The following is a 14079-nucleotide window of genomic DNA, read 5'->3' as shown; positions in this document are numbered from 1 at the left end:
CGGCTCATCGCCTGTTTTGATTCGCGCGACCATGAAATCGAGGATCGAAAATTTTTCGAGCGGCATTAGCGTATTTGCGGCGGTAGTGGACGCCGGTACGTTCGCCGCTGCGTCGGAAGTGATTGGAATGTCGCCGCCCGGTGTGAGCCGGGCGATTGCAAGGCTGGAAAAGAGATTGAAGATCCGGCTCTTCAACCGGACCACGCGTTCCGTATCCCTGACGGACGAGGGCCGCCGCTTTTACGAGCAGGTCATGCCGCACCTCGCAGGGCTGGAAGAAGCCGCCGTGGCCGCGGCTGGCGGAGCATCGGCGGTGCGAGGAAAGTTGCGGGTCAACCTCGATCCGGTGTGTTACCGGGCGATACTCGGGCAACGCCTCGACCAGTTCATGGACGCGCATCCTGAGCTCGAAATCGAGTTCATCGCGCGCGACCATCTCGGCGATCTGGTTCTCGAGGGCTTTGATCTCGCGTTGCGGTTCGGTGAGCCGAGGACATCTTCCCTCGTCGCACGCAAGCTGCTCGAGACGGCCGTGGTCACGGTCGCCGCTCCGTCGTACATCGCGCGACGTGGGCGTCCGGCAAAGCCGGAAGATCTCGAAGGCCCAGGTCACCGATGCCTGGAATTTCGTAATCCGGAGACGGGCAAGCCGTTCCCCTGGGAATTCCATCGCAAACGCAAGCACACTGTAATTGCACCGCGCGGGCGATTGACGGTGAACGATCCTGGCGCGCTACTGAATGCGTGCCTTGCTGGCTCCGGTATTGCGCAGATGCTTCTTTTCGGTGCCGAGCAACTGATTGCCGAAGGTCGGCTGATCAATCTCTTTCCCGATTGGCCTGACGAGCGCTATCCCCTGTACGCCTGCTACCCGTCACGCCATCACATTCCGGCGAAGACGCGTGCTTTTCTGGACTTCGTCGTCGAATTGGCAAACGCTCACTAGCGAGCGGCCGCTACTCAAACGGCCTGCGTTAACCGACCTCTACGCGGTTCCTCCCTCTGTCCTTGGCGCGATACAGCGCCAGGTCCGCGCGCTTGACGATGGCGCCGACGTCATCCTCACCAGGCAGGCGCTCGGTCACGCCGATGCTGACCGTAAATGGAATCGGCTTGCCGAGCCGCCACGGATGCTCGAAGTTCTGCTGCTCGATCGTCTGGCGCAAGTCTTCTGCCACGCCCGTCGCCTGTTCGATATCGAGGCCCGGCAGCGCGGCGACGAACTCCTCGCCGCCCCAGCGGGCAAACACGCCGATGCGCCAATCGGCGTTCATGACGACCTTGGCCATCACGCGCAGCACTTCGTCGCCAATGTCGTGTCCGTAACTGTCGTTGATCTTCTTGAAGTAATCGATATCGAGGAGAAAGATCGAAAGCTTGCTGTCCGACCCCAGCAGGTTCTCGACCGTGTCCGCGAATTCCCTGCGGTTGGGCAGGCCGGTCAGCTCGTCGGTCACGGCCTGCTTCTGCAGCAGGTCCATCAATTGAACACGATCGGCGATGTCGCGAATCACGGCGGTGAATTCGATCAGGCCGCCCACGTTGATCTTCGAAATCGCGATTTCGACGGGCAGCAGCGAGCCGTCTCGATGCAGGCCATAGACGCGATTGCGCTCGTCCATTTGCCGCGAGCGCACCGGCGAGCGGGCGAACTGATGGACGTACTGGGAGTGATTGGCGCGATAGCGCTCGGGCAGCAGTTCCGTGATGGGGTGCCCCACCATCTCGTCGGCCGAATAGCCGAAAAGGTTTTCCGCAGCGCGATTGAACAGAGTGATGCAGTGCTGCTGGTCGATCGTAATGATCGCGTCATAGGCGGCATCCACCACCGAGCGGAAACGCGACGTGCTGACTTCGAGCTCGTGCGTCAACTCCATCTTTGCGGTGATCTCGAGACCCGTCACCATGATTTCGATCACCGAGTTCGCGCCTCTGTTGTGCCGCAGCGGTTTCAACGACAGGCGCCACCAGTGGGTTCCGTCTCTCAGGTCATAAGCCTGCTCGAGTTCGCGGGCGACGCCGGATTCAAAGCATTCGCTGAGCTTCTGACGGAATTCGGTTCGTGCGTAATTGGGAATCAGCGTGTCGAATGACGCGGGGAACGATTTGATGCTGTTGCGCTTGCCGCCCGTCATTTGCATGAATTGGTCGTTGCAGGCGGAAACAAACAGCTGCCCCCTCTCATCGCGTCCGATGATCGCGACGCTTGCGGCGATTTCGTCGACGATCGTCCGCATCGTGCAGGACCAGTCATCAACCATTCTGCCTCCGAGAATTTACCTGAATGCCCCGCATATTCTCCTGAACCGCATGCACGTCTACATGCAAATCATTCGGTGCGACGGGCTCCGAAGCTCGATATCGAGCCGCTTTGCAAATGGGTGCGGCCGGCCAACATCCGGGGGCAGTACACCGACAGAGTAGGCCGTAGTCCGATTTTTGGGAAGAATTTATTCCTGGAAATGAAGTACCAGACTCTGATGCACTGAAGCCTTTCAGGTATGCAAATCGCTTCTTCTTCATCCCTTAATCAAACCGGAACACTCACCTCCAAAAAACCCAATTCCCACTCCACGTCGCCTGTCGCACTCTTGAAGCCAACGGCCCGCGCGATCCAACTACGGCCGTTCAGCGCTCTGCGCCGAGCCGCCGCATCCAACGAAGGCAGCCTCGCAGAACTGCTCCGCGCACGCGAGCCTCTCGCCCGTGCACCGCCTAAAAAGACAGGAGACACAATTTGCCAGCCCCCATCAACTCCGGCGCACGCCTCGACCGCCTGCCGATCAGCCGCTTTCACTGGAACATCCTCGGCCTGATCGGCGCAGGCGCTTTCCTCGACGCCTTCGACATCTATCTCGCCAACGGCGCGCTCGCGGCGATGGTCAAAACCGGCTTCACCGATCTGCGCCTCGGCTCCTTCTTCATCTCCGCGACCTTCATGGGCATGATGATCGGCGCGGGCCTGTCGGGCTATCTCGGCGACCGCTTCGGCCGACGCTATTCGTATCAGGCCAATCTCGCGATCTTCGGCCTCGCATCGCTCGCCGCCTGCTTCGCGCCGGACATCTACTGGCTGATCCTGCTGCGCTTCATTATGGGCATCGGCCTAGGCGCCGAACTCGTGGTCGCCGCCGGCACGCTGTGCGAATTCGTGCCACCCGCCACGCGCGGCCGCTGGACCGCGTTGCTCGCGCTGATCATCAACTCCGGTCTGCTCGGCGCGACCGCGGTCGGCTATTGGGTGATTCCGCATCTCGGCTGGCGCTACATGTTCGCGATCGCGGGTGTCGGCGCGATGATCGTGTGGTTTCTGCGGCATCGGATGCCGGAGTCGCCGCGCTGGCTCGAAACTGTTGGCCGGCTCGAAGAGGCGGAGGCCACCGTCGCGGCGATCGAGCGCCAGGTCGAGGCGCGCGTCGGCAAGCTGCCGCCGGTCGCGCGCGTGGTCAGTCACGAGGTGCCGGCCGCGCCGTTCTCGGCGCTGTTCGCGCGCGGCATGATCGGCCGCACGCTGGTCGCCGCGCTGACCTGCATGGCGATCAACATGTCGCTGTACGGTTTCGTCGCGTGGCTGCCGACGTTCTTCGTCAAGGAAGGCCTGACCATCGTGCAGTCGCTCGGCTTCGTGCTGCTGATGTCGTTCGGCGCGCCGGCCGGCGCGGTGGTCGGTTATCTCGTGACGGACCGCCTCGGGCGGCGCAACGGCATCGTGCTGTTCTCGCTGGCAACGATCGTGCTCGGCTTCGTCTACGTGCAAATGCGTGCGCCGGTGCCGATCGCGGTCGTCGGCTTTGCGCTTGTCACGACGATCTACACGGTCTGCACGCTCGGCCTGTTCGGCTATATCCCCGAGCTGTTTCCGACCGCGCATCGCTTGCGCGGCACCGGCGTGGCCGGCACGTGCGGCCGCGCGGCGTCGATGTCGACACCGTATGTCGCACTGCTGCTCTACACGCAGTTCGGCGTGACGGGTGTGCTGACGATGGTCGGTGGCGTGCTGTTGCTGCTGAGCATCGCGATTCTCGCGCTGCGCATCGAAACGAGCCAGCAGACGCTCGAAGAGATCTCGCCCGATGCCGAGCTGATACCGCAAGCGGAGATGATGCAAGAGTCGGCTTAGGCCGTACGCGCATGAAGGGGGGCCGTCGATTCGGATCTTTCCTCGGCTAAATTTTCACCACACCTGGTTAAGATGAAAGTCTGTCCTGCTCATGCTTCGCTAGCAGCTTTCATCATGCACTTCGATTTCGTCGATTTACGCCTGCTCATGCACATCGCCGACACGCGCAACCTCGCGCGTGCGGCGGAGCGTTCGCACCTGTCGGCGCCGGCCGCCAGCAACCGGGTCAAGAATCTCGAGGAGCAGCTCGGCATCAAGCTGCTCTATCGAACCAGCCAAGGCGTGACGCCGACACCCGCGGGCGAGTCCTTCGTGCATCACGCGCGGCTCGTGCTCGAACGCGTCGAGCATCTGGCCGGCGATATGCAGGAGTACGGCGATGGCATCAAGGGCCACGTGCGCATCTGGGCCAACACGACCGCGATCAGCGAGTTCCTGCCGGCCGTGCTGAGCCGTTTTCTGCGCGATCACCCGGACGTGAACATCGATCTGCGCGAGGTGCTGAGCGGCGAGATTGTCAAGGGCGTCGCCGACAGTGCGACCGATATCGGCATCGTCGCGGGCAATGTGCATGCCGAGCATCTGCAGATGCTGCCGTATCGCGACGATCGGCTCGTGCTCGTGACGTCGTGCGAGCATCCGTTCGCGAGGCAGGCGTCGGTCGATTTCTCGCAGGTGCTGAACGCGAACTTCGTCAGCCTGCCGACGTCGAGCGCAATCCACGCGTTCATCACGAGCGCCGCCGATGCGCTCGGCGCGCGTCTCAAGCTTCGCATCCAGGTCGGCAACTTCGAGGCCGCGTGCCGGATGATCGAGGCGGGCGTCGGAATCGGCATCGTGCCGGAATCGGTCGCGCTGCGGCACAGGAAGACGATGCAGATCGCGATCGTCGGCCTGAACGATCCGTGGGCCGAGCGTAAGCTGAAGATCTGCGTGCGCAGTCTGCAGGACTTGCCGCCGTTCGCGCGTGTGCTGGTCGATCGGTTGATGGCGGCGGCGGAAGGGGACGGCGCGACCGATCCTTGACGCTCGACGCGCGGGCTTGGCACATCCGCCTGAGTCCCGACTGAAGTTTCCTTCCGGAAACAATGCCGCCTTTTGTCAACCGGTGTTTCACTCTCCGGGCATCTCCTTGCCGCCACACAAAGCCGCGTGTATAGTTTCCGAACTTACTCTTGTTTCGCATCGGAAATTAAAGGGGTTCACATGGACGCGTCCACCATCCTCGCCGATCTCGGCATTGCCCACGCCGCGCAAGCCGGCGATATCGCGGTTCATTCGCCAATCACCGGCGAGCTCATCGGCCGTGTGGCCAGCCAGACGGCGGCTGAGGTCGACGCGGCGCTTGCCCGGGCCAAAGACGCGTTCGCCGTATGGCGCAACGTGCCGGCCCCGCGCCGCGGCGAGCTGGTGCGGCTGCTCGGCAATCGGCTACGCGAACAGAAGCACGCGCTCGGCAGTCTCGTTTCGCTGGAGACCGGCAAGATCCTGCAGGAAGGCATGGGCGAAGTGCAGGAAATGATTGACATCTGCGATTTCGCGGTCGGTCTGTCGCGCCAGTTGTACGGCTTGACGATCGCGTCCGAGCGCCCGGGTCACCGGATGGCGGAGTCGTGGCATCCGCTCGGCACCTGCGTCGTGATCTCCGCGTTCAACTTCCCGGTGGCGGTGTGGTCGTGGAATGCGGCGCTCGCGCTGGTGTGCGGCAACGCGGTGATCTGGAAGCCGTCGGAAAAGACGCCGCTGTCGGCGCTCGCGGTGAACAAGATTCTCGAAGACGCGCTGAAGGAATTCGGCGATGCGCCGGCTGGCCTCGCGGCGCTGATCATCGGCGGCCGCGACGTCGGCGAAAAGCTCGTGGCCGATCCGCGCGCGTCGATCGTCAGCGCGACGGGCAGCACGGAAATGGGGCGCAAGGTCGGCGTCGAGGTGGCGAAGCGCTTCGGCCGCTCGCTGCTCGAACTCGGCGGCAACAATGCGGGCATCGTCGCGCAGACGGCGGACCATGAACTCGCGATGCGCGGCATCCTGTTCTCGGCGGTCGGCACGGCCGGTCAGCGCTGCACGACGCTGCGGCGTCTGTTCGTGCACGACAGCGTGTACGAAAAGACCATCGAGCGTCTGAAGCAGTTGTATAGCCGCGTGCCGATCGGCAATCCGCTCGAAAAGGGCACGCTGATGGGGCCGCTGATCGACCGTCAATCGTTCGATCGCATGCAGGAAGCGCTGCAGCAGGCGAAGGCCGAGGGCGGCAAGGTGTTCGGCGGCGAGCGCGTCGAAGTGAAGGGTTATGAGGGCGGCTACTACGTGCGTCCGGCCATCGTCGAGATGCCGTCGCAGACGCCGGTCGTGCTGAAGGAAACCTTCGCGCCGATTCTGTACGTGCTTCGCTATGCCGATTTCGCCGATGCGGTCGAGGCGAACAATGCCGCGCATCATGGTCTGTCGTCGTGCGTGTTCACGAGCGACCTGCGCGAAGCGGAGCGCTTCCTGTCCGCGTCGGGCAGCGACTGCGGCATCGCCAACGTCAACATCGGACCGAGCGGCGCGGAGATCGGCGGCGCGTTTGGCGGCGAGAAGGAAACGGGCGGCGGGCGCGAGTCCGGTTCGGATGCGTGGAAGGCGTATATGCGTCGCGCGACCAATACCGTGAACTACTCGTCGGCGCTGCCGCTGGCGCAGGGTATCGACTTCAATCTCGACTGACGCGCGCATGCGTGACGTCGCCGTCAGGCGCGCCACAGCCGCGCGTTGCAGATAGCAATCCGTTTGCGCCGCCCGGCGTTCCGGAGCGGCCACGTTACTCGTGGGGTAAGACGTGAGTTCGAAAGTCGTGATCGTCGGCGGTGGGGTAATCGGCAGTTCGATTGCGTATTTCTTGCGGCTGTCCGATCCGACGGTCGGCGTCACAGTGATCGAACGCGATCCGAGCTATGCGCGTTCGTCGTCGGCCTTGTCGGCGGCGTCGATCCGGCAGCAATTTTCTACGCCGCTTTCCATTCAGATGTCGCTGTTCGGCATCGAGTTTCTGCGTTCGATCGGCGAGCGGCTCGAAGTCGACGGTACGCGGCCGTCGATCGATCTGCACGAAGGCGGCTACCTGTTTCTCGCGACATCGGCCGGTGAAGCGACACTGCGCGAGAATCACGCGCTGCAAAAAAGCCTCGGCGCGGACATCAGCCTGCTCGACACGCACGGCTTGCAAACGCGCTTCCCGTGGCTCAATACCGACGATCTCGTTGCCGGCGCTTTTGGCGAAAGCGGCGAGGGCTGGTTCGACGGCTACGGTCTCGTACAGGCGCTGCGCAAGAAAGCGCAGGCGCTCGGCGCGCGGTATGTTGCGGCCGACGTCACCGCGCTGCATCGCGACGGCAGCCGCGTCACGCAGGTACGAACCGCGGACGGCGAGACCTATGCTTGCGACGTCGTCGTCAACGCGGCCGGCGCGTGGTCGCGCAAAGTCGCGCAAATGATCGGCATCGACCTGCCCGTCTTTGCGCGGCGGCGCAGTATCTTCAATGTCACGTCGCCGGCGAGGCTCGAACGCTGTCCGCTGCTGATCGATCCGAGCGGCGTGTACTTCCGGCCGGAAGGCAATTCGTATATCTGCGGCACGTCGCCATCGGCCGATAACGACCCGGACGATCTACCGCTCGACGAAGTCGATCACGCGCTATTCGACGACGTGATCTGGCCGACGCTCGCGAATCGCGTGCCGCAATTCGAGGCGCTGCGCGTGCAGAACTGCTGGTCCGGCTATTACGAATACAACGTGCTCGATCAGAACGCGATCATTGGCCATCATCCGGATGTCGATAACTGCATCTTCGCGAACGGCTTCAGCGGCCACGGTTTGCAGCAAGGCCCGGCAACCGGACGCGGCATCAGCGAATTGATTCTGCATGGCCGCTATACGACGCTCGACCTCGGTTCACTGAGCTTCGCGCGCGTGCTTGAAAACCGGCCGATCATCGAGAAGAACGTGGTGTAGCCAGCGCCTTGTATGGCCCGATGGGGGGTCATGCGGAAAACGCAATAACTAGTGCATAGATATCGTTTGCCGCAGATCCCGCCGATGGCCACAATCGACGCCGATCGTCTTCGACATCCGAATCGATACCACACGAAAGGCAGGCGGCCGTCATGATGTTCTCGTTCAATCCCGCATTCGAAGCACCGAGCGGCTCGCCGATCCGCGAGCTGTTCAAATACCTCGCGCAGCCCGGCATGATCTCGTTTGCCGGCGGCTATCCGGCGAGCGATCTGTTCGACCATGAAGGACTCGATGCCGCGGCCGCGTGCGCCTCGCATCAGCCGACGCTGTGTCTGCAATACGGCCCGACCGATGGCATCGCTATCCTCAAGGAACAGCTCGCGCAACTGATGGCACGGCGCGGCGCGCCCTGCACGCCAACAGAGCTGCTGGTGACGACCGGTTCGCAACAAGGCTTCGATCTGCTGCTGCGGGTGATGGTGGCGCCCGGCGACGTCGTGCTCGTCGAGCAGCCCGCATATCCGGCCACGTTGCAGGCGCTGAAGCTGCAACAGGCTGACGTCGCCACGGTACCCGTGGATCAGCACGGACTCGACGTCGCGAAGCTCGCCGCAGTGCTCGAATCGGGCACGCTGCGTCGCGCTCCCAAGCTGCTGTACACGGTGCCGACCTTCGCGAATCCGACTGGCGCGACGTTGTCGCTCGAACGTCGAATCGCATTGTTGAAACTGGCGGTGCGTCATCGGTTCGTGATAGTCGAAGACGATCCGTACGGTGATCTGCGTTTTGGCGGCACGGCCGTGCCTTCGCTTTTCGCGTTGAGCGAGCAGGTGCCCGGTTCGCGCGACTGGGTCGTGCATTTTTCGAGTCTGTCGAAAATCGTCGCGCCGGGTTTGCGGGTCGGCTGGATGGTCGCGCACGGGGAGATCGTGCGGCGCTGCGTGGTCGCCAAGCAGACGGTCGATCTGTGCAGCGCGCCGTGGACCCACGTGATTGCGGCCGAGTACCTCGCGAGCGGCGCGTTGGAGCGTCATCTGCCGCGCATCATCGATGCGTATGCGGTGAAATGCCGCGCGCTATGCGATGCGCTCGATACTCATCTCGCACAGCACATCGCGTTTCATCGTCCGGCCGGCGGCATGTTTGTGTGGGCGCGTCTTAACGCGGCGCGCGATGCAGCCGACTATCTGCGCATGTGCATTGAACAGAACGTGATGTTCGTGCCGGGCGTCGCGTTCTACAAGGACTCGGTCGATAGGGCGGCGCTGCGTCTGTCGTTTGCCGCGCCGGGTGTGGATGAGATTGAAACCGGCGTGCATCGAATGAAGCGCGCGCTCGAGCTGTACTTCGAGGGGCAATAAAACCCGCAATGCATCAATACAATCCGCGCAATGCGGAAATTACCCGGCTAGCATCTAATGTGCAGCCGGGTTTTTTTATTCCAATGCCAAAAATTGTGGCGATTTAGCAGAATTCACCGCATTCCTTATTAATTGTGAAATTGCGTTGAGTGCGAATACGCAATCGTTTTCGTCCGCGTAAGCCGCTTCCTCAGGTCGGCCGTGGCAAGCTTCGGCCACGTCCGGAGGATTACCACGGCGGGCGGTGCGCACTCGCGAGCGGACCGTCAAATGATCGCCGCAATGAAATCTTTATTGCGTGCGGTAATTCGAAATTATGCGAATTGAATATATTCGCGCGTTGCCAAATTTCGTAATGAAAATGGCCGATTTATATGCGAAATGCCATTTATAAAGATAAGAAACCGTGTAATTATGTGTTTGCCGGTCGGTTTCCGTTTTGCGTGATTCCCTGCGTGTCTGAGAGACAGGTTTTGCATGGGCTCGCGCCACGCGAGCCGACCTTCGCACGGGAAAGCACCGTCGCCCGTCGCGTTCGCCCACGCATGCCGCATATGAGTGCCGCACGAGCATGCGTGAGCGGGCCACAAAAACGTTAAATGAAGAAGAAAAGAGGGCAACGCAATGAATTCACTCGACGAGAAGCGGCCGCTGTTGATCTACGACGGCACGCTCGGCGACCTCTACGGCATCTTTTTCAGAAGCCTTTTGCTGCAAATCGTGACGCTCGGCATTTACCGCTTCTGGGCGACCACGAACAACCGCCGCTATGTCTGGTCGCACATGCGGTTTCAGGACGAGCGCTTCGAGTACACCGGCACCGCGGGCGAGCTATTCAAGGGCTTTCTGGTCGCGATCGTGGTCGTGTTGGGCGCGACGTTCGCGGCTGGGGCGCTGAGTGTGGTCTTGCGCATGCTGACGAAAAGCGGGGCGCTCGGTTCGCTGCCTGTCATCGCGTTTTATCTGCTGATCGTCGTGTTCGCGGCGGCCGCGTTTTTCAGCGCGCAGCGCTACCGGCTGAGCCGCACGCAGTGGTGCGGTGTTCGCGGCGGCATGACCGGCTCGGCGCTTGGCTACGGAGTGCACGCGCTGCTGTATGCGCTGTTGTGCGTTGTCACGCTTGGCCAGATGATGCCGTGGACGTCGATGCGTCTGACGGAGCGCCGCATCAACGCGAGCAGCTTCGGTAGCCTGGCGTTTCGCTTCAAGGGGCGCGCGGGGGTCGTCTACGGTCTGTTCCTCGTTACGTTCGTCGGCGTGGTCGTTCTTTTTGCGGTGCTGTTCATGGTGTTTCTGAAGGGCGCGCTCGCATCGATGCATGTCGGCCACGTGTCGGGGGCGGGTGTGGCGCCCTGGCGGGCCGCGCTCGGATCGCTGTTTTTGTTTTATGCACTGTTCTCGATCGGCACGATGCTGATCCGCGGCTTCTATGTCGCCGCGCTGACGCGTCATGTGATGGGCAATACGTCGCTCGGCTCGCAATTGCATTTCGGCAGCAACGTCAGCGTCGCGCGTCTGCTCGGCTTGCAGTGCGGCAACCTCGCGATCATCGTGTTCACGCTGGGCTGCGGTGCGCCGATCGTACTGCATCGGCTGATGCGCTTTGCCGCCGACACGCTACAGGTTTCCGGCTATCTCGATCCGCACATGCTGGGGCAAAGCACCGTGGCTGCGCCGCTGAACGGCGAGGGCATGCTGAACCTGCTGGATCATGGTGGCGCCTTTTGAGTTCGGATTCGCGTTGAGTGCGCGAACCTGGACGGCGGTTCGCACGGTGTGCGGTCACCGATAGGACACGCGACTCATCGAAGGCGTGAGAGCGAAACGCAGTACGCTCAATGACTTAGCGCAGTCATGCTCAGCTTGTCCACAAGCTTGTTCCCAAAATCTGTGGACAACAGGGGAGACGCGAAGCGGAGAACTCGCACGCGTAAGGCTACCGGGAAGGTACAGCACAAAAACAAACAGCGGGACTCACCGTCAACCGGTTCATCCCGCTGCTTGTGTGTGACGATGTGCGTGGCTTGCCGTGCGGCGCGCACGGCAAGCGTGGCAAACGCTTATCGGTCGAGGAACGACTTCAGACGGTCCGCGCGGCTCGGATGCATGAGCTTGCGCATCGCCTTGCTCTCGATCTGACGGATCCGCTCGCGCGTCACGTCGAACTGCTTGCCCACTTCTTCGAGCGTGTGATCCGACTTCGTGTTGATGCCGTAGCGCATGCGCAGCACCTTCGCTTCGCGCGGCGACAGCGAGTCGAGCGCGTCGTCGATTGCAGCACGCAGGTCGGCCTGCATCGCGGCATCCGCCGGCGACGACACGGCCGCGTCTTCGATCATGTCGCCGAGCGTCGCATCGCCGTCGTCGCCGACCGGCGTTTCGAGCGATACCGGTTGCTTCGCGATCTTCAGAATCCCGCGCACCTTCTCTTCCGACAACTCCATGCGTTCCGCGAGCACCGCCGGATGCGCTTCCTGGCCGGTCTGCTGCAGGATCTCGCGCGAAATGCGGTTCAGCTTGTTGATCGTTTCGATCATGTGCACCGGCACGCGGATCGTGCGGGCCTGATCGGCGAGCGAACGCGTGACGGCCTGACGGACCCACCACGTCGCATACGTCGAAAACTTCCAGCCACGACGGTATTCGAACTTGTCCACTGCCTTCATTAGACCGATGTTGCCTTCCTGGATCAGATCGAGGAACAGCATGCCGCGGTTCACGTACTTCTTCGCGATCGAGATCACGAGACGCAGGTTCGCCTCGATCATCTCGCTCTTTGCCTTGCGCATCTTCGATTCGGCCGCGACCATCTTGCGGTTGATCTCTTTCAGATGCTTGAGCGGCAGCGACACTGTCGCTTCGATGTCGATCAGCTTCTGCTGTTCGGACTGGATGGCCGGCAGATGACGCTCGAGCGCCGCGCCGTACGTCGAAGCGCCGGTGCGCGCGGCACGCTCGGTCCAGCCGAGGTCGGCCTCGTTACCCGCGAACGTCTCGATGAACTTCTCGCGCGGCATGCCGGCCTTCGAGACGACGATCTGCAAAATGTTGCGCTCGATCGCGCGCACTTGCGCGACCTGGTGCTGCACGTCGCCGCACAGACGGTCGATCGTGCGTGCGGTGAAGCGGATCTTCGCGAGGTGCTGCTGAATGTCTTCGCGCGCGCGCAGATAGGCCTTCGAGGTGACGTCGCCGCGCGTGTGCGACGCGTTCATCTGGTCGAACAGTATGCCAACCTGGGCGAAGATTTCGAGGCAGTCGCTCGTGAGCTGCTTCAGGCGAGCTTCGTCCGCCGCCGACGAATCGGCCGGGCCGTCGTCGTCTTCTTCTTCGTCGTCGCTGTCTTCGTCGGCAACGCTGTCTTCGTCGGCATCCGCATCGGCGCTCTCGACTTCTTCCGCGGCGCCGGTCTCTTCATTCAGACCGTCGACGAGTTCGTCGATGCGCAGCTCGCCATCGGCAACCTGCTGCGCGCTCGCGAGGATCGCGGAGATCGCGAGCGGGCATGCGGCGATCGCCTGGACCATTTCGTGCAGGCCGTCTTCGATGCGCTTCGCGATCGCGATTTCGCCTGCGCGGGTGAGTAGCTCTGTCGCGCCCATTTCGCGCATGTACATACGCACGGGGTCCGTGGTGCGGCCGAATTCGGAGTCGACGGTCGACAGCGCGACTTCGGTTTCCTCGTCCGCCTGGTCGTCCGACACCACCGCGGGGGAGTTCGAGTTGAGTAGCAGCGTTTCTGCGTCCGGCGCCTGCTCGTACACTTGCACGCCCATGTCGCTGAACGCGCTGACAATGCTGTCGATCGCGGCGGTTGCGGTGAAGTTGTCGGGCAGGTGGTCGTTGATCTGCGCGTGGGTCAGATAGCCTTGCTCTTTACCCAGCTGAATCAGTGCGCGCATCAGGCGCTGGCGTTCTTCGGCTTGTTGCGGCGGCAGCTCGGCTGCCACAGGGATCGCTTTGCTGGCGCCCTTGCCTTTGGCCGCACGGCCGGACGGAACTTTGGCAGTGAAGGCGGCGGTTTCGTGTTGCGAATCTTCGCGATCAAAAGGGTTCACGTAATTTCCTCTAGAGGCTTCGCTATGAGACGCAAGACGCTACCGTCAGGCGTTTCGAGCAGGGCTCAGCATCACCTGATGTGACTCAACGCGGTTGTTGGGCTGTGCTCTGGGGAGCAAAAAAGATGAGCCCGCTCGAAGCGGGCCGATGGACATGCGAAATTTTGCGCGGCTCGCATTATATACGAGCTTGGGAGTTCGCGCTCATGGGTGCACATCAAATCATCGTCGCTGTTGTCGCATGCATGCGTGAGACTGCGCGGGTGCGGAGTCCGTGTGCATGCGCGGGACACGACCTAGATAGGGGCGCGTTGATCCTTGCACAAGGGGGCTTGTCGTTTTCTTATCTATGGGGCCGCATCCTCGTGTGCTGTCCCCAAAAGAAATTCGCAGAAGGGGCTTGACGTGTTGTCGACCGCTCTCCATAATCTCGTTTCTCTGCTGCAGACGCAGCGACGCAAACGAAGCGGTGCCGGGTAGTGGTGGTTCAGGCGCGGCGGGTTGGGCGGATCGATCTTTAAAAACTAACAGCCGATAAGTGTGGGC

The 14079-nt window shown here is 62.1% G+C and carries 9 protein-coding genes; 7 read left to right on the top strand and 2 right to left on the bottom strand.

What is annotated here, in order from left to right; translation table 11 throughout:
* Positions 1-31: 31 nt before the first annotated feature.
* Entirely contained in the window at positions 32-946 is a 915-nt protein-coding gene (locus AB3X89_RS35805; protein ID WP_368587443.1) for a LysR family transcriptional regulator, read from the top strand.
* A 28-nt stretch (positions 947-974) separates the two neighbouring features.
* On the opposite strand, the gene AB3X89_RS35800 is transcribed toward AB3X89_RS35805, so the two are convergent.
* Positions 975-2261: a diguanylate cyclase gene (locus AB3X89_RS35800; protein WP_368587442.1), complete on the bottom strand. Its 1287-nt coding sequence runs from the start codon at positions 2259-2261 to the stop codon at positions 975-977.
* A 476-nt stretch (positions 2262-2737) separates the two neighbouring features.
* Between AB3X89_RS35800 and AB3X89_RS35795 the strand changes: the two genes are divergently transcribed.
* The 6 genes from AB3X89_RS35795 (at position 2738) to AB3X89_RS35770 (ending at position 11203) form a co-directional block, all read left to right on the top strand.
* Positions 2738-4120: an MFS transporter gene (locus tag AB3X89_RS35795; RefSeq protein ID WP_368587441.1), complete on the top strand. Its 1383-nt coding sequence runs from the start codon at positions 2738-2740 to the stop codon at positions 4118-4120.
* Positions 4121-4234: 114 nt separating this feature from the next.
* Positions 4235-5146 carry a LysR family transcriptional regulator gene (locus AB3X89_RS35790; protein ID WP_368587440.1) on the top strand — a complete coding sequence of 304 codons (912 nt, stop codon included), beginning with the start codon at positions 4235-4237 and terminating at the stop codon, positions 5144-5146.
* A gap of 180 nt (positions 5147-5326) precedes the next feature.
* A complete protein-coding gene (locus AB3X89_RS35785; RefSeq protein WP_368587439.1) occupies positions 5327-6826 on the top strand; it encodes an aldehyde dehydrogenase family protein in 1500 nt (499 codons plus the stop codon).
* Between the two features lie 112 nt (positions 6827-6938).
* A complete protein-coding gene (locus AB3X89_RS35780; protein ID WP_368587438.1) occupies positions 6939-8111 on the top strand; it encodes an NAD(P)/FAD-dependent oxidoreductase in 1173 nt (390 codons plus the stop codon).
* A 155-nt stretch (positions 8112-8266) separates the two neighbouring features.
* A complete protein-coding gene (locus AB3X89_RS35775) occupies positions 8267-9475 on the top strand; it encodes a PLP-dependent aminotransferase family protein (RefSeq protein WP_368587454.1) in 1209 nt (402 codons plus the stop codon).
* A gap of 624 nt (positions 9476-10099) precedes the next feature.
* Positions 10100-11203: a YjgN family protein gene (locus AB3X89_RS35770; RefSeq protein ID WP_368587437.1), complete on the top strand. Its 1104-nt coding sequence runs from the start codon at positions 10100-10102 to the stop codon at positions 11201-11203.
* A 332-nt stretch (positions 11204-11535) separates the two neighbouring features.
* Here AB3X89_RS35770 and rpoD read toward each other — a convergent pair whose 3' ends face one another.
* Positions 11536-13533, bottom strand: coding sequence for an RNA polymerase sigma factor RpoD (rpoD, locus tag AB3X89_RS35765; protein ID WP_368587436.1), 1998 nt, complete (start codon positions 13531-13533; stop codon positions 11536-11538).
* Positions 13534-14079 lie beyond the last annotated feature (546 nt).

The organism is Paraburkholderia sp. BR14320 (assembly GCF_040948665.1).
Taxonomy (GTDB): Bacteria; Pseudomonadota; Gammaproteobacteria; order Burkholderiales; family Burkholderiaceae; genus Paraburkholderia; species Paraburkholderia youngii.
The sequence above is the reverse complement of the archived record's forward strand: the minus strand, read 5'-3'. Positions and strand labels throughout refer to the sequence as shown.